This is a genomic window from Streptomyces sp. NPDC006384, assembly GCF_042870695.1.
GTDB lineage: Bacteria > Actinomycetota > Actinomycetes > Streptomycetales > Streptomycetaceae > Streptomyces.
Genome location: NZ_JBIAHR010000017.1, coordinates 94,219 through 111,317, shown reverse-complemented (window position 1 = coordinate 111,317; position 17,099 = coordinate 94,219). Strand labels below are relative to the sequence as shown.

General features: G+C 73.2%; 9 protein-coding genes and 1 pseudogene. 3 read left to right on the top strand and 7 right to left on the bottom strand.

Translation table 11 applies throughout. From position 1 onward, the window contains the following. Window positions 1–96: 96 nt before the first annotated feature. Genes ACFYOJ_RS23365 through ACFYOJ_RS23355 form a run of 3 tightly spaced genes read right to left on the bottom strand, consistent with a single transcriptional unit; the run spans window position 97 to window position 3,814 of the window. Window positions 97–1,065 (bottom strand): carbohydrate ABC transporter permease, encoded by a 969-nt coding sequence (locus ACFYOJ_RS23365; protein ID WP_356553648.1) that lies wholly within the window; start codon window positions 1,063–1,065, stop codon window positions 97–99. Further along, window positions 1,062–2,099 (bottom strand): ABC transporter permease subunit, encoded by a 1,038-nt coding sequence (locus tag ACFYOJ_RS23360; protein ID WP_356553650.1) that lies wholly within the window; start codon window positions 2,097–2,099, stop codon window positions 1,062–1,064. Before ACFYOJ_RS23360 ends, ACFYOJ_RS23365 begins: the two co-directional genes overlap by 4 nt. 26 nt (window positions 2,100–2,125) lie before the next feature. Then, window positions 2,126–3,814, bottom strand: a complete 1,689-nt coding sequence (locus tag ACFYOJ_RS23355; RefSeq protein WP_356553652.1) for an extracellular solute-binding protein — start codon at window positions 3,812–3,814, stop codon at window positions 2,126–2,128. A gap of 389 nt (window positions 3,815–4,203) precedes the next feature. Here ACFYOJ_RS23355 and ACFYOJ_RS23350 point away from each other — a divergent pair, with 389 nt between their 5' ends. Then, on the top strand, window positions 4,204–7,050 hold the full coding sequence (locus ACFYOJ_RS23350; RefSeq protein WP_356553654.1) for a glycoside hydrolase family 3 C-terminal domain-containing protein: 2,847 nt from the start codon (window positions 4,204–4,206) through the stop codon (window positions 7,048–7,050). A 90-nt stretch (window positions 7,051–7,140) separates the two neighbouring features. Here ACFYOJ_RS23350 and ACFYOJ_RS23345 read toward each other — a convergent pair. The 4 genes and pseudogenes from ACFYOJ_RS23345 to ACFYOJ_RS23330 form a co-directional block, all read right to left on the bottom strand. Next, window positions 7,141–7,707, bottom strand: a pseudogene (locus ACFYOJ_RS23345) (class I SAM-dependent methyltransferase); the annotation flags it as partial. 789 nt (window positions 7,708–8,496) lie between these two features. After that, window positions 8,497–9,948: an aldehyde dehydrogenase family protein gene (locus ACFYOJ_RS23340; protein WP_356553655.1), complete on the bottom strand. Its 1,452-nt coding sequence runs from the start codon at window positions 9,946–9,948 to the stop codon at window positions 8,497–8,499. A gap of 213 nt (window positions 9,949–10,161) precedes the next feature. Continuing rightward, window positions 10,162–11,844, bottom strand: a complete 1,683-nt coding sequence (locus tag ACFYOJ_RS23335) for a PucR family transcriptional regulator (RefSeq protein ID WP_356553657.1) — start codon at window positions 11,842–11,844, stop codon at window positions 10,162–10,164. Between the two features lie 209 nt (window positions 11,845–12,053). Then, on the bottom strand, window positions 12,054–14,249 hold the full coding sequence (locus tag ACFYOJ_RS23330; RefSeq protein WP_356553659.1) for an ATP-binding protein: 2,196 nt from the start codon (window positions 14,247–14,249) through the stop codon (window positions 12,054–12,056). Window positions 14,250–14,499: 250 nt separating this feature from the next. On the opposite strand from ACFYOJ_RS23330, the gene gabT reads away from it, so the two are divergent. Both gabT and ACFYOJ_RS23320 read left to right on the top strand, forming a co-directional pair. Beyond that, window positions 14,500–15,834: a 4-aminobutyrate--2-oxoglutarate transaminase gene (gabT, locus tag ACFYOJ_RS23325; RefSeq protein WP_356553661.1), complete on the top strand. Its 1,335-nt coding sequence runs from the start codon at window positions 14,500–14,502 to the stop codon at window positions 15,832–15,834. Between the two features lie 567 nt (window positions 15,835–16,401). Further along, window positions 16,402–17,079, top strand: a complete 678-nt coding sequence (locus ACFYOJ_RS23320; protein WP_356553663.1) for a phosphatase PAP2 family protein — start codon at window positions 16,402–16,404, stop codon at window positions 17,077–17,079. The last annotated feature ends 20 nt before the right edge of the window (window positions 17,080–17,099 follow it).

Sequence of the window (17,099 nt, the reverse complement as noted above, 5' to 3'; positions counted from 1 at the left end):
GGGCGTACGGCCTGCCGTGGCCGGCCGCCGGTCGGGGGCGGCCGGCCACGACGGGCCGGGGCGAGGGCGGGGTGAAGCCGGGGTGAGGGCGGGGCGTCAGCCCTTCACCGCGCCGGTGAGCATGCCCTTCTTGAAGTGGCGCTGGACGAAGGGCGACAGGACGGCGACGGGCAGCAGGGCCATGACCATGACGGCCATCTGCACGGCCAGGCCGGAGAGTTCACCGGTCTTGATCGCCTGGCCGAGGCCGACCGGCGCCTCCTGCTTCTGCACGAGCTGGATCATGACGTTCTGCAGGGGCAGCATGTCCTGGTCGTTGAGGTACAGGGAGGCGTTGAACCAGGCGCTCCAGTAGCCGACGGCGTAGAACAGGGTGATCACCGCGACGACCGCGCGGGACAGCGGCAGGACGATCTGCCACAGGATGCGCAGGTCCCCGGCGCCGTCGATGCGGGCGCTGTCGACCAGTTCCTGCGAGATGCCCATGAAGAAGCCGCGCAGCACCAGGATGTTGAAGACGCTGACCGCGCTGGGCAGGATCAGCGCGAGGTAGCTGTCCATCAGGCCGAGGGACTGCACCAGCAGGTAGGTGGGGATGAGGCCCGCGCTGAAGAACATGGTGGCCAGCAGCACCATGAGGATCCAGCGGTGGCCCAGCGAGCCGCTGCGGGACAGTCCGTAGGCGCACAGCACCGACACCGCCATGGAGAACAGGGTGCCGACCAGGGTGATGCCGACGCTGACGAGTGCGGCGCGGGTGACCTGGCCGCCGCTGAGGAGTTCCTGGTAGGCGACGAAGGTGATGTCCTTCGGGATCATCACCAGTCCGCCGGCCTCGTCGATGGTCCTGCGCGAGGAGACGCTGGTGACGACGACGATCCACAGCGGGAACAGGATGGCCAGGCAGGCCAGGAACAGGACCAGGCCCTTTCCGGCGAGTCCGGCCCGGCTGGGCTTCTCCTCCCACACCGGCCGGGGCGGGGCCGCCCACGGGCTCGGCCTGCGCACGGGCTTGCCGACGGCGTTCGTTTCCCGGACAGCGGTCGCTTCTCGGACGGCGGTCATTTCTTGTACACCCCCTGCTCGCCCATGAGGTGGGCCACCTTGTTCGCTATGAGGACCAGGCCGAGGCTGATGACGCCCTTGACCAGTCCGGCGGCCGCCGCGTAGCCGAAGTCCTGGTTGCGGACGCCGTTCCACCACACGAAGGTGTCCAGGACCTCCGCGGCCCCCGGTCCGACGGCGTCGCGTTGCAGCAGGATCTGTTCGAAGCCGACGGTGAGGGCGTCGCCGACGCGCAGCACCAGCAGCAGGGCGATCACCGGGCGCAGCGCGGGCAGCGTGACGTGCCACATGCGGCGCCAGCGGTTCGCGCCGTCCATCGCGGCGGCCTCGTACAGGTCGGGGCTGACCGAGGCGAGCGCGGCGAGGAAGACGATGATCCCCCAGCCGGCGTCCTTCCACACGCTCTGCGCGGTGACCAGGAACTTGAAGGTGTCCGGGTCGGTCATGAGGCTGAGGCCGTCGTAGCCGTGGTCGCGCAGCAGCTGGGAGAGGAGCCCGGCCCCGCCGAGCAGCTGCTGGAAGACGGCGATGACCAGCACCCAGGAGAAGAAGTGCGGCAGGTAGAGGACGGCCTGCGCGATCGCCCGCACCCGGGGGCGGACCACGCTGTTGATGAGCAGCGCCAGCAGGATGGGGACGGGGAAGTACAGGACGAGCTGGAGCACGAAGAGGACCAGGGTGTTCCGCACCGAGTTCCAGAACGCGGAGTCCTCGAAGATCCGCTCGAAGTTCTCCAGCCCCACCCAGGGGCTGTTCATGATGGAGACGATCCCGTTGTCGCTGATGTAGGGGTCGTACTCCTGGAAGGCGACGACGTTGCCGAGGATCGGTACGTAGTTGAAGAGCAGTACCAGCAGCACGGCCGGCAGTGTCATCAGCAGCAGTACGCGGTCACGCCGGAACCTCAGCCGCAGGCTCAGTTTCCCGGTGGGCGCCCTGCCCTTGCGGGGGCCGGCGGCGTCACCGGACGCCGCCGGGGTCTTCTTCGTCGTGTCGGCCTCGGTGCGGGACCGGGGCACCGTGCTGTGGGACACGGCCGTTCTCCTTGCCTCGGTACCGGTCAGCCCGCCGCCGGGCCGCTCTCGTCGAGCAGCTTCTTGTACCAGTCGCGCAGCTGGTCGCCGCCCTTGCTCTTCCAGTCGGAGACGGCCTGCTGCATGTCGCTGATCTTCTTGCGGCCGCGGACGATGTCGTCCTCCAGCTGCTCGAAGTCGTTGGAGAGGTTGGTCCAGCGGGCCGGCTCGACGATCTGCATGCCGTAGAAGGTGGATTTCTTGGTGAAGGCGCCCATCCGCTGCTGCCACTCCACCTGTCCCTTGGCGACCTCGGGGAAGTCGGGGTGGGCGATGGTCGGAGCGGGGCTCGCGATCATCACGTAGGCGTTCATCACGTCGATGTTGCCCTGGTCGGTCTTGGTGGGCACGCCGTCCTTGACGGTGTAGTGGGTGCCCTCCACGCCGTAGTTGGTGGCCATGTACTCCTTGGTCCCGTACGGCGCGGCGGTGACGTTGGCGACGGCCAGCACGTCGCGGATCACGGACTCGGACGCCTTCTTGTTGACGAAGGCGAAGATGCCGGCCGGGTTCTGCGCCCACAGGGTCGGGTCACCGCCGTCGTGCCCGAAGATGTCCATGCCCCAGATCCTGAACTCCGGGTTCTGGGTGGCCTGTTCGGCGGTGCGGCTCCACCACTGCGACATGTCCTGGTTGTAGACGAGGAACTCGCCGGCGGCGAACTTGGGGCCGGGGTCGGTCGCGCTGCTCTTGCCCAGGTTGGCGTCGGGGTGCACGACCCCGGCGGCGAACAGCTTGCGCGTCCACTCCAGCGCCTCGAGGTACTCCTCGGTCTCGGCGCGGTGGACCAGCTTGCCGTCGACCTGGTTCCAGCCCAGCGACTTCTCGTTGCCGTTGAACACGCCGAAGGCGTTGAAGGCGGTCCACTTCATGTCCAGGCAGGCCCAGCGCTTGGCCTTCGCGCTGGTGGCCTCCTTGGCGAACGCCATGAACTCGTCGCAGGAGCGGGGGACTTCGTAACCCTCCTTCTCGAAGATGTCCCGCCGGTACAGCGGCACGATGCCGGTCACGTACGAGGACGGCATCGGCAGGCCGCGCAGCTTGCCGCCGAAGATGGACCGCTGCCAGGCGTCGGTGGGGATCGCCGCGAGGTTGGGGTACTCCTTGACCGCGTCCCCGGACAGGTAGGGGCCGAGGTCGGCGAACTTGCCGATGATGGCGCTGGGGATCTTGCCGGTCATGTTCCAGCCCGGGACGACCACCACGTCGGGCACCTCGCTGGAGGCGAGGACCGCGCCGAGCTTCTGGTCGTAGGTGTTGCCGTCCTGGTTCTGCCAGACCACGTCGACGCCGATGAGGTCGTTCATCGCCTTGTAGTAGGCGTTGTCCCCCTTCGGCGGGGAGCCCCAGAACGGGGACATGACGGTGACCTTGCCGCCCTTGCCGAGCTTCTTGGGCACCGAGGTCTTCAGGCCCGCGATGTCGAGCTTGCCGGTGAAGCCGACCGCGGAACCGTTCCTGCTGGGGATGTCGGGGGTGACCACGTTGCTGGCGACGTACGCCGGCAGCAGCTTCTTGGCGTCCTTGCCCGACGTGGTGCCGTCCCGCGAACCCCCGTCGGACCCGCCACCGCAGGCGGAGAGCAGCGGTATCCCGCCCGCCACCGCTGCGGTGACGGCCGCGGTGGAGGAGAGGAACTTTCTCCGGCTGGGACCGGAGGCGGCGTTCGGCGTCATTGCGTCAACCCTTCATGGCGCACCAGGACACCCGGCGGAGGCCGTCGGCTGCGGTGTCTTCACTGGAACTGGCTGAGCTGAAGCGGTCGTCGGAGGAAAACGCGGTCCGGATGCACCTGGGTGCGCCCGCGGTTCACCGCCCCCGGAGTCGAAGCGCTTCGATGTTGCTGCGAGGTTAAGTGAACGTGTGGGGGCACACAAGACTCGCTTCCAAGATTCCTCCGAGCGGTTCCCGGGTCCTCGAGTAACGAGTCACGCTCATACAACACTTGGATTACGGCGAAAGGTCGGGGCCGGTCCGTTGATATGGCTTGACACCCGCCCCGGAGCCGAATGAGCATCGAAGCGCTTCGAAAGCGCTCGCCGCTCCATCGCAAGGGGAACCTCACGTGACCGCATCCACGCCGCCCGCGCCGCCTTTCCGCGACCCGCACCTGCCGTTCGGAAAGCGCGTCGACGACCTGCTGTCGCGGCTGACGCTCGACGAGAAAGTCGCCTTTCTCCACCAGTTCGCGCCGGCCGTCGAACGGCTCGGCATCGCCGCGTTCCGCACCGGCCAGGAGGCACTGCACGGGGTGGCCTGGATGGGCCCGGCGACCGTGTTCCCGCAGGCCGTGGGACTCGGCGCGACCTGGAACGAGGACCTCGTGCGCCGCGTCGGCGAGGCGGTGTCCCGGGAGACCCGGGCCATGCGCGCCCGCGACGAACGCGTCGGCCTCAACGTGTGGTCCCCCACCGTCAACCTGCTGCGCCACCCCCTGTGGGGCCGCAACGAGGAGGGCTACTCCGAGGACCCGAAGCTCACCTCGGCCATCGCCACCGCCTACACCCGCGGCCTGCGCGGCGACCACCCCGTGTACTGGCGCACCGCGCCCGTCCTCAAGCACTGGCTCGCGCACAACAACGAGACCGACCGGGACACCGCGTCGTCGTCCGTCCGCCCGCGCGTCCTGCACGAGTACGACCTGCGCGCCTTCCGCGAGACCGTGGAGGCCGGCGCGGTGGCCGGCGTGATGCCGGCGTACAACCTGGTCAACGGCCGCCCCAACCACGTCTCCCCGTACCTCGCCGAGCACCTGCGCACCTGGACCGGGGAGGAGCTGCTGGTCTGCTCCGACGCCGGCGCCCCCTCCAACCTGGTCGACTCCGAGCACTACTTCGACACCCACGAGGAGGCGACCGCCGCCGCGCTGCGCGCCGGCGTGGACAGCTTCACCGACCACGGCACCGACTCCTCGAAGATCACCGCGCGGATCCGCGGCGCCCTGGAGCGGGGCCTGCTGACCGAGGCCGACCTGGACGCGGCCGTGCGCCGCCAGCTGTCGGTCCGTTTCCGCCTCGGCGAGTTCGACGGGTACGACGAGCCGGGCGCCTTCGACACCCCGGAGCACCGCGCGCTGGCCCTTCAGGCCGCCGAGCAGGCGATCGTCCTGCTCAAGAACGACGCCGGCACGCTGCCGCTGGCCGCCGGCGCCCGGATCGCCGTCGTCGGCCTGCTCGCCGACGAGTGCAAGCTCGACTGGTACAGCGGCACCCTGCTGCACCGCTCCACCCCGCTGGAGGGTCTGCGCGAACGGTTCGGCGCCGAGCGCGTCGACTTCGCGGAGGGTGTGGACCGGGTGCGGCTGAAGACCGCCGCGGGCACGTTCCTGCGGGTTCCCGCCGCGGACGGCGCGTCCGAGGAGGCGCGCGGTGCCGAGGGCGCCCTCGACCCGGCCCTGATCGCCGGCCGCACCGACCTGCCGCCGCTGACCGCCGACGCCACCGGCAGCGAACTCGCGCTGGTCGACTGGGGCGGGGGCGTGCTCACCCTGCGCGCGCCCGACGGCCGGTACCTGTCCGTCGCCGAGGACGGCTTCGTCCGCGCCTCGGCCGACCAGCCCGGTGGCTGGGTCGTGCAGGAGACCTTCCGGCTCGAACCCCACGGCGACGGTCACCTCCTGCGGCACCTGGGAACGGGTCGCCCCGTCTGTGTCGCCGCCGACGGCGTGAAGGTTGCCGCGGAGGGCGCCGGCGACACGGACGGCGAGGTCTTCGAACTGGTCGTGACGGAGCGCGGCGAGGAGGCGGTGACGCGGGCGGCGGCCGGGGCCGACGTGGTCGTGGTCGTGGCGGGCAACGACCCGCACATCAACGGCCGGGAGACCGAGGACCGTACGACCCTGCGCCTGCCGGCCCACCAGGAACGCCTGCTGCGCGCGGCCCGCGCCGCCAACCCGCGCACGGTGCTGACGCTGGTCTCCGCCTACCCGTACGCGGTCGACGCCGGGAACCTGCCGGCGGTGCTGTGGACCGCGCACGGCGGCCAGGCGGCCGGCACCGCGCTGGCCCGCGTCCTCGCCGGTGACGTCTCCCCCGCCGGACGCCTCCCGCAGACCTGGTACGCCGACGACGCCGACCTGCCCGATCTGCTCGACTACGACGTGATCGGCGGCCGCCAGACCTACCTGTACTTCGAGGGGACCCCGCTGTTCCCCTTCGGACACGGCCTGTCCTACGCGTCCTTCGCCTACGCGGACCTGGACGCCCGGGTCACGGACGGTTCGGTGCGGGTGTCCTTCACCGTCACCAACACCGGTGACGTCACCGCCGACGAGGTGGCCCAGCTCTACGCCCGCGCCGAGACGCCCTCGGTCCCGCGTCCACGCCGGGAGCTGCTGGCCCACCGGCGGCTCACCCTCGCCCCGGGCGAGCGGGCCGAGGTCTCCTTCGAGGTGCCGCTGTCCGCCTTCGCGTTCTGGGACGTGGCGCACGGCCGGTGGCGGCTGGAGCCGGGCCCGTACGCCCTGTTGGCCGGCGCCTCCAGCGAGGACGTGCGCCTGTCGGGGACCGTCGTCCTCGACGGGGAGCCCGCCGCGCCGCGCCCGGTGCACGAACGCGGCCTGGAGGCAGCCGATTTCGACGAGCAGAGCGGCACGGAGATCGTGGACCGCACCAAGACCGCGGGCGACGCGGTGACCCCGTCCGCAGACCGCGGCACCGGTGAACTCCTCTACCGTGCCTGCGACTTCGGCACCGGCGTCACGGGGGTGACCGTCACGGTCGCGGGCTCCGGCACCGTGGAACTCGCCCTCGACGGGGGCCCGTCGGTGGCGGTGCTCTCCCCGGACGCCCCGACACCGGGCCCGTACGACTACGTGGAGCTCGGCGCCGCCCTGGAGGCCGAGGGCGTGCACGACCTGACCGTCAGGCTGCGCGGCCCCCTGCGGCTCGCGCACGTCGCCTTCTCCGGCTGAGGGTCCGGAGAAGGCGACGGGAGGAAGAGGCCCGGCCCCGGTCGCACCGGCGCCGGGCCTCGGCCCGCCGGGGCGGGCCCGGTTCTCGCGTCAGCCCGTCCGGTCCGCCGTGACCAGCCAGGACGTGCTGCGCAGGCGGACGGTGCCGTCGGGCGCCTCGTGGGCGCGCAGGTGGTCCGTCAGCGCGCGGCGGGCGCGGACGCGGGCGGCCTCGTCGACCTGCTCCAGCGCGTGCCGGCCCGGCCCCGTGTCCAGCAGGAACTCCGCCGCGTCCTCGGCTCCGCTCCCCCACGTCCCGTATGCGTCGGCCCGGTCGGCGGCCACGCCGGAGAAGCCCGCCGCGGTGAGGACGGAGCGGATCCGGTCCGGGGACGCCAGGGAGAACATGCCCGGCCGCCCCGGCGCGCCGAAATCGCCGAGCGGCAGGACACCGCGCAGTGCCGCCAGGGCCGTCACCCAGTCGTTGAGGGACGGGTCGGCGGGGCAGACGAAGGCCAGGCGCCCGCCGGGCCGCAGCGCGCGGCCGATGTTGCGGAAGGCCGCTTCGGGGTCGGCGAAGAACATCACCCCGTAGCGGCTGATCGCCGCGTCGAACGTGCCCGGCCCGAAGGGGTGCACCTGCGCGTCGCCCTGCGTGAACGTGACGTTGGTGATCCCCCCGGTCGTGGTGCAGCCGAACACGGTCCCTCGCTTCCGCCCTGGAGCCGTCTGGCACGTGCCGCTGCCAGCCGCCGTGCGACCACCACCGGCCCCCGGCCCGGCAAGCCCCAACAGGGCCCTCAGCAAGGGCGATACGGGCCGCGACCTGGAGATTCCGTCAGTCTGATCGACTGCACCACTCGGCGGGACGCCATGCACCTCACCAAAAAACGTGAGCATTTCTCCTCCGACTGTCATCGGGGCGCTCATCCGAGCGCCAAGATGACACTTGGCCGCCAACTGCTCACGTTTTTCAAGAAGGCACCCACACCCCCAACCCACCGGAACAGGCCGCTCGGCCGCGTCCCCGGTCGTGGTGCAGCCGAACACGGTCCCTCGCTTCCGCCCCGGAGCCGTCCGGTACGTGCCGCAGCCAGCCGCCGTGCGACCACCGCCGGCCCCCGGCCCGGCAAGCCCCAACAGAGCCTCCAGCAAGGGCGGTTCGGGCCGCGACCTGGGGATTCCGCCAGTTCGATCGACCGCACCACTCGGCGGGACGCCATCCACCTACCAGCCGCACGCGGACCGCCGAGCACGAACGGCTCCTCCCCCTGTGGGCTGAAGCATCTCGAGCGAAGTCCGAACCGGCTGCGTGACGAGCCCTCGCCCGCTGCTGCCGTCAGGGCCTCACCGCGTCGAGCAGCTGCTTGCGGCTGACGTGCCCGAACGTTCGGCCCCTGCTTCGCGCACGCCGACGGCCCGAGCCCCCGCACAGTGGGCTCGGGCCGTCGGATCCTTCGGGGTGGGTCAGAGAGCGAGGCCCGTCAGGACCAGGACGCGCTCGTAGGTGTAGTCGTCCATCGCGTACTTGACGCCCTCGCGGCCCACGCCGGACTGCTTGGCGCCGCCGTACGGCATCTGGTCGGCGCGGTAGGAGGGGACGTCGCCGATGACGACGCCGCCGACCTCGAGGGCGCGGTGGGCGCGGAAGGCGGTCTGCAGGTCGTGGGTGAACACGCCCGCCTGGAGGCCGTACTTGGAGTCGTTGACGGCGGCGAACGCCTCGTCCTCGCCGTTCACCTTCTGCACGCTGAGGACGGGGCCGAAGACCTCCTCGCAGGCGAGGGTGGTGCCGGCCGGCAGGTCGGTGAGGACGGTCGGCGCGTAGGTGGCGCCGTCGCGCTTGCCGCCGGTGAGGAGCTTCGCGCCCGCGGCGACGGCCTCGTCGACCCAGGACTCCACGCGCTCGGCGGCGGCCTCGCTGACCAGCGGGCCGACGTCGGTGGCGTCGTCGTTCGGGTCGCCGGTGACCTGGGCCTCGACGGCGGCGACGATGCGCGGCAGCAGGCGGTCGTAGACGGCGGCGTCGGCGATCACGCGCTGCACCGAGATGCAGGACTGGCCGCCCTGGTAGTTGGAGAAGGTCGCGATGCGGGTCGCGGCCCAGTCCAGGTCCTCGTCGCTCGCCCAGTCGGCGAGGACGACGGCCGCGCCGTTGCCGCCCAGCTCCAGGGTGCAGTGCTTGCGCGGCACCGAGTCCATGATCGCGTAGCCGACCGTCTCGGAGCCGGTGAAGGAGATGACCGGCAGGCGCTCGTCCTGGACGAGGGCGGGCATGCGGTCGTTGGTGACCGGGAGGATGCTCCAGGAGCCGGCGGGCAGCTCGGTCTCGGCGAGCAGGTCGCCGAGGATCAGGCCGGACAGGGGGGTGGCGGGGGCCGGCTTGAGGATGATCGGGGCGCCGGCGGCGATCGCGGGGGCGACCTTGTGGGCGCACAGGTTCAGCGGGAAGTTGAACGGCGCGATGCCGAGGACGACGCCCTTGGGGAAGCGGCGGGTGAGGGCGAGACGGCCCTGGCCGCCGGCGTCGGTGTCCAGGCGCTGGGCGTCGCCGCCGTTGAAGCGGCGGGCCTCCTCGGCCGCGAAGCGGAAGACGGACACGGCGCGGCCGATCTCGCCGCGGGCCCACTTGATCGGCTTGCCGTTCTCGGCGGAGATGAGCCGCGCGATCTCCTCGGTGCGCTCGGCGAGGCGGCGGCTGACGTGGTCCAGGGCGGCGGCGCGGACGTGGGCGGGGGTGGCGGCGAACTCGTCCCGTACGGCGTACGCGGCGGCGACGGCCTCCTCGACCTGGGCGTCGGTCGGCACGCTCACGGCGGCGACGGTGCGGCTGTCCCAGGGGGACGTGACGTCGAAGGCGGCCTCGCCGGTGGCCTGGCGGCCGGCGAGCCAGAAGGGGGTGGCGGTGGTGGAAGTCATGGGGCTCCGGCCCTTCCGCGTTGGGGTGGGTGGACGGCTGTGCGGAGTCCACGGTAGGGCGGGGGGCGACGGGGGACGTTTGTCCGAGCTGTAGTGGTGGGGAGCGGGGGTTCGACGGATTGGCGAGGTGGGAGGGGTGCTCCCCGGTCGGACCGGTGGTGCCGGACGGCCCGGACCGCCCGGACCGCCCGAACTGCCCGGACCCCGGACCGCCTATTCGGCCGCCGTCGCCTTCAGTGCCAGCCACAGCTCCATCCGTACGTCCGGGTCGTCCAGGGAGCGGCCGAGGATCTCCTCCACGCGGCGCATCCGGTAGCGCAGGGTGTGGCGGTGGACGCCGAGGTCGGCGGCGGCGGCGTCCCACTGGCCGTGGCGGGAGAGCCAGGCGCGCAGGGAGGCGACCAGGTCGCCGCGGCCGGTGGCGTCGTGGTCGCGCAGGGCCCGCAACAGGCCGTCGGCGAAGGCCCGTACGGCGTCGTCGGCTAGCAGCGGGAGCACGGAGCCGGTCGCGAGGTGTTCGTGCTCGACGCAGACGCGTCCGCGCCGCCGGGCCACCGACAGGGCCTGTTCGGCCTGCTTGTAGGCGGCGGACGCGGCGATGGGGCCGGACGGTGCGGACAGGCCGGCGACCAGTCCCTCCTCGTCGCCGCCCGCGGCCGGCTGCCGCGCCGGGCGGGCCGACTCCAGGGCCGAGGCGTACGCGGTGCAGGCGGCGACGGCCGCGCCTCCGTCGGTGGCCAGGACGACCAGCCGCTCCCCCTCGGGCACCACCAGGACGGCCTCGCCGGCGCGGGCCGCCGCCGACTCGACGGCCTCGGCGAGGGCGCCGAGCGGGCCGCCGTGGGTGTCGGCGGCGGCCCGCGCCGTGGCCGGGGGCCTGGTGTCGGGCACGTGCGCGGGCGGGGCGGTGTGCGCCCGGGCGGCCGAGGCGGAGGCCGGCTCGGCGACGACGATCCGGAAGGGGGCGTCGAGCAGGCCGCCGTACAGGTCGCCGGCGACCGTGCGGGCGTGGTCCGGTTCGCCGGCGAGCAGCATGCGCAGGACGGCCGTGCCGATGCGCTGCTCGGCGGCGTGCAGGGAGCGGGAGCGTTCCGTGGTGAGGGTCAGCAGGGCGATGGCCGAGTGGACGGCGTACCGCTCGGCGGTGCCGAGGGTGGCGGCGGTGCCGACGGCGAGCGCCGCGCGGGCCTTGCGGGAGGTGCCGAGGGAGTGCAGTTCGACGCGGTCCGCGTTCTCGGGGTGGCCGGCGTCGTCCGCGCCGCCCCCGACCACGGAGGAGGCGGGCGCGGGCCGCTCGCGCAGCCGCTGGACGTCGGCGGTGAGCCGCGCCGCCCTGCGGCCCGCCCACTCGGGCGCCGCGGCGACGACGGCGCCGGCGGTGTCGTACAGCGCGGCCCAGCCGTCGACCTGTGCGGCCAGCACGGCCAGCAGCCCCTCCGGGCCGTCGGTCAGCGCCTTCTTGGTCAGTTCCCGCTGGGCCGCGAAGCCCGCGGTGACCGCCCGGTACTGGTCGGCGGCGATGGCGGCGGAGACGGCCTTGCTGATGGCGAGGAAGGGTGTGCGGCGCGGCACCTCCAGCAGGGGCAGGCCCTCCGCCCGCGCGGCCTCGACGAGGGCCTCGGGGATGTCGTCGTAGTGGACGCCGACGGCGAAGCCGAGGCCGACCACTCCGGCGGCGGCCAGCCGCTTGACGTAGCGGCGCATCGCCTCGGGGTCCTCCGCGTCCAGCTTGAGCGCGGTGATCAGCAGGAGCTCGCCGCCCTCCATGTAGGGCACGGGGTCGGCGAGCTCGCTGGAGTGGGCCCAGCGGACGGGTACGTCGAGGCGGTCCTCGCCCGCACGCACGGTCAGTCTGAGCGCGGAGTGGTGGACGAGCGAGGCGAGCGTCGGGGGCATGGGGCCTTCAGGTCGGCGTCGGGTGTGCGGGGGCGGTGCGGAGTCTCGGTGATCTTTTGGCCGCCGTGTATGAACGGCCTGTGTCGATTGTGCCTCACCGTACGATCGCTCGCGGGCACTCGCCGTACCGTCCCCGCGGGCACTCGCCGTACCGTCCCCGCGGCCGCCCCGGCCCGGGCCTCACCCCGGGGCCCACGTCCGCCCGGGCCTCACTCCCGCAGGTTCACCAGCAGCGGTGGCGCGTGCTCGCCGTTCACGGTGGTCAGCGACAGCACCGCGTGCCCCGCCGGTACCGCGTGCGCCAGCTCGGAGGCGGACCAGCGCTCGCGCTCGACCTGCCGTACGGTGACCGCCCGCGCGGTGGGCGCCTTGCCGGTGATCACCCGGCGCAGCATGTGGACGGCCTTGCCCGCGGGGGTCTCGGCGATGATCTGCCGGTCGGTGACGTCGCGGGCCTCGGTCCACTCCTTGCCCCACACCTCGGCGAAGTCCTGCCCGTCCCAGGGCGTGAGCCCGGACAGCGCCATCCGGCACCCGATGGAACCGAGCAGCGGCCCGCGCAGCGGACGCGGTACGTCGTCCAGGGTGCGCAGGGTCAGAACGACCCCGGCGCCCGCGGAGCGCAGCCGCTGGACGCCCCGGACGGCCTCCGGGGTGACGACGCCGCTCGCGTCGTCCAGCACGAGGCAGGCGAACAGCGACCGGTCCTCCCGTACCGTCACGCTCGCCGTGAACTGGGCGAGCACCAGGCGGGCGAGGATGCGCGAGGCGTCGGCGTGGCCGCGTGCGGGCAGGTCGATGCGGACGCGTACCGGGTGGTCGAGGGCCTTGAGGGAGAACGGCCGGGTCTGCCCCGAGGTGTCGAAGAAGGGGGCGAAGGCCGGCCGGTCGAGAAGCGCCACCCGGTCGGCGAGGACGGCGCCGACGTCGCCGGGGTGGCCCATCTGGCGTTCGCGGGCGTCCAGCTCACGCAGGAGCGAGGCCTGCCCGGCCTTCTGCAGGCCCCGGCGCAGCTCGGCCAGCGGTTCGGGCGTGCCGTCGAGCAGCCGGCGCAGTTCCGGTACGCCGGGGAAGCGGCCGTGCACGGCGCGGAACGGGCCGAGCAGCTGGGCGAGGACGGTGGTGGAGCGGCGGGTGTCGCTGCCCGGGTGGGGGTCGGCGAGGTCGCCGACCAGGGCTTCGGCGAGGACGGCGGCGGCCTCGTCGGGGTCGGTGGTGCCGCCGTAGAGGTCGAGGTCGTACACGGAGTCCGGGTTGCCGATGCGGACGACGACGTCGTAGGCGTCGGCCGGGCCGAGCCCGGCGCCGGCCGCGCCGACCACGACGACGGCGGCGCGGCCGGCCAGGGCGTGCAGGCACAGGGACTCGGCGAGCGGCCGTACGACGGAGCCGGTCTTGCCGGAGCCGGCCGGTCCGACGGCGAGCAGGGAGGTGCCGAGCAGGTCGGGGCCGAGGGCGAGGCCGGTGCCGCGGTAGGCGTAGGGGTTGCGGGTGTCGTCGGCGGTGGTGCCGAGCCGTACCTGTCCGGTGACCAGGTCGTGCCGGGCCTGCCGGGCGGGCAGGTCGCGGGCGCCGGAGGGGTGCGGGCAGGCGGCGGCGCCGTGGGTGAGCACCGCGCTCGTGAAGGTGGCGAGGCTGTGCCGGCCGCGGGCGACGCCCTGCCAGGCGCGGGCGATGCGGGCGTGGTCGACGTCGCGCATCAGCCCGTGCCGCGCGTCGGCGGCGAGCCGTTCGGCGGCGTCGACGGCTCCGGCGGCGCGCAGGGCGGGCCAGGCGGCGGGGTCCTCCTCGGGGGCGGGCGGGGGGCCGTCGCCCGGGGCGGGGCGGCGCCAGGCGGGGGGTCCGTAGCGGCGCCAGATCTCGTTCCAGCGGCCCAGCCGGCCGACGCCGACCATGATGATCCCGGCGACCAGGGCGTAGTAGGCGTAGACGGCCACGACCGCGCCGAAGCTGTGGGGCTCGGCCCAGGAGTCCGGGATCATCGCGTAGAGGGGGAGCAGCCACCAGCCGCCGAGGTAGCCGTTCCACAGCAGGGACCAGATCAGCCAGCCGACGAGGAAGGCGATGAGCGCCCCGCTCAGCAGCTGCCGGCCCGGGGTCCGCTCGGGTTCCTCCGCGGGCCGCGGCCGGTGCCCGAAGCGCCATACGCCGGGCTGCGCCTCGGGGCGGGGGGTGCGCAGCCAGGCCAGGAACGCCGAGCCGTCCGGCGGTGGAGGCATACCCGGCACACCCGGCACCCCTGGCACACCCGATGCCCCCGGCACCCCCGGCACACCCGGCACACCCGGCGTTCCGGGTGTCCGGGCCGGCCGCGGCGGTACCGCGGGCACCTCGGGAGGCCCCGCCGGGCGCGGCACAGGATTCGCGTGCGTACCCCGCGCGTCCCGCTCACCGTCGCTGTCCATCGCCCTTGCCCCCTGACCAGCCGCTCCGTCCACCATCAGCGAGCCAATCTAACGCCCTGCCAAGGGGAGTTCACCGCTTACGCGGCCGGGCCCGCGCCCACGTGTCCCGAAGACGCCGCCCCGGCCATCTGTCCACCGCGGACAACGGGCGTCGCGGACAACGCCCACATGGAGCATGCCCGCCCTCCGCTCGCGGTCCTAGCCTGCGAGAAAAGAAGGCAAGCGTCCGAAAAGATCCACAGGAGCCCCCATGACCGCACTTCCGCAGGAGCGCCGCGTCGTCACCGCCATCCCCGGCCCGAAGTCGCAGGAGCTGCAGGCCCGCCGGACCGCCGCGGTCGCGCAGGGCGTGGGCTCCACGCTGCCCGTCTTCGTCACGCGCGCCGGCGGCGGCGTCATCGAGGACGTGGACGGCAACAGCCTGATCGACTTCGGTTCCGGCATCGCCGTGACCTCCGTCGGCGCCTCCGCCGAGGCCGTCGTGCGCAAGGCGTCCGCGCAGCTCGCCGACTTCACCCACACCTGCTTCATGGTGACGCCCTACGAGGGTTACGTCGCCGTCGCCGAGGCGCTGGCCGAGCTGACGCCGGGCGACCACGCGAAGAAGTCGGCGCTGTTCAACAGCGGTGCCGAGGCCGTCGAGAACGCCGTGAAGATCGCCCGTGCGTACACCAAGCGCCAGGCGGTCGTCGTCTTCGACCACGGCTACCACGGCCGCACCAACCTGACGATGGCGCTGACGGCGAAGAACATGCCGTACAAGCACGGCTTCGGTCCGTTCGCGCCCGAGGTGTACCGCGTGCCGGTCGCCTACGGCTACCGCTGGCCGACCGGCCCGGAGAACGCCGGCCCGGAGGCCGCCGCCCAGGCCATCGACCAGATCACCAAGCAGGTCGGCGCGGAGAACGTGGCCGCGATCATCATCGAGCCGGTCCTCGGCGAGGGCGGCTTCATCGAGCCGGCCAAGGGCTTCCTGCCCGCGATCGTGAAGTTCGCCAACGACAACGGCATCGTCTTCGTCGCCGACGAGATCCAGTCCGGCTTCTGCCGTACCGGCCAGTGGTTCGCCTGCGAGGACGAGGGCATCGTCCCCGACCTGATCACCACCGCCAAGGGCATCGCGGGCGGTCTGCCGCTGGCCGCCGTCACCGGCCGCGCCGAGATCATGGACTCCGCCCACGCCGGCGGCCTCGGCGGCACCTACGGCGGCAACCCGGTCGCCTGCGCGGGTGCGCTCGGCGCGATCGAGACGATGAAGGAGCTCGACCTCAACGCGAAGGCGAAGCGGATCGAGGAGGTCATGAAGGGCCGCCTGACCGCCATGGCCGAGAAGTTCGACATCATCGGCGACGTCCGGGGCCGCGGCGCGATGATCGCCGTGGAGCTGGTCAAGGACCGCGCCACCAAGGAGCCGAACCCGGAGGCGGCCGCCTCGCTCGCCAAGGCCTGCCACGCCGAGGGTCTGCTGGTCCTGACCTGCGGCACCTACGGCAACGTGCTGCGCTTCCTGCCGCCGCTGGTCATCGGCGAGGACCTGCTCAACGAGGGCCTCGACATCATCGAGCAGGGCTTCGCCCGCATCTGACCGGGCACGGGCGCGCGGGCATCCGCACCCTGCGGGTACGACCGCGCGCCCGAGTCGCCGAACGCGTGTCCGGGCCGCGCCTCGCACGTCCGGGCTGCGGTCCGCCCGCCCGGCGCGGTGAACCGCAGACGGTGTGAAGAACGTGTGCGGGGTGGATGGCAGGGAGCCGATTCCCCTGTCCCCGGCCTCCGCCCTGTCGTAGGTTCTACGCAGATGAGAGATACACCCCGCCCGCAGGGACTGCGGGCGGAAGCCGGGCCGGGGCATCCCCAGCTTCGACCTGGTCGTGCCTCGCGCACACAACCGGAACCCGAGGGTTCCGGGTCTCCTCACCGATCGGACGGTCGCCCGCCCCACACCCCCCGGGGCGCGCGGCGTTCCGGTCAGGACGGCCGCCTCGGCACCCGGGACGGTGGTTCACCGAAGGGCCGGCACACTCCCCCCCTTGTGCCGGCCCTTCGGCATTCCCTCCTGCGGCCGCCCGTACGCCGGCCCGCGCGCCGGCCCCGTCCCCGTGCGCGGAGCGGGCGCGGCACGGGGACGCGGGGACCTGACAGGCTGGTGGGCATGCCGGTCTCCTCGTCCCGCACGCTCCGTGTCCCGCTCGGTCTGCTCGCCGTCCTCGTGCCGCTCTTCGCCCTGATCACCTGGCAGGTGGTCGCCGACGGGCCGCTGGTGGGGCTGGACGAGCGGGCGAGCCGGGCGCTCGTCCACCCCGACCGGTTCTCCGAGCTGCTCTCCGACCTCGGCAACGTGCAGGTGGCGGTACCCGTCCTCGTCCTGGCCCTGGCGTACGCCGCCTGGCGGGGGCGGGCCGGCGGGGCGGGCCGCTGGTGGCTGCCGCCGCTCGCCGGCGCGGCGGCGATGGTACTGGTGCCGGTGCTGGTGGTCCCGCTGAAGGAGTGGACCGACCGCCCCGGCACCCCGGCGGTGCCGCCGGCCGTCGGTTACTACCCCTCCGGGCACACCACCACGGCCCTCGTGGCGTACGGCGCGGCGACGCTGCTGCTCCTCGGGGTGCTGCGTTCGCCGGCCGTCCGCCGCCTGCTGGTGGCGCTGTGCGCCGTGCTCGTCCTCGGCGCCTCCTACGGGCTGGTGCGCCGCGGTTACCACTGGCCGCTGGACGTGGTGGCCGGCTGGTGCCTGGGGGCGGTGCTGCTGGTGGGGGTGTCGCCGGTGCTCGGCCGGCGCACGCACCGGCAGCGCCCCTCCGGAACTCCCGGTTCCCGTACCGGCCCCGGCTGACCGCTCCGCCGGGGCGCGGG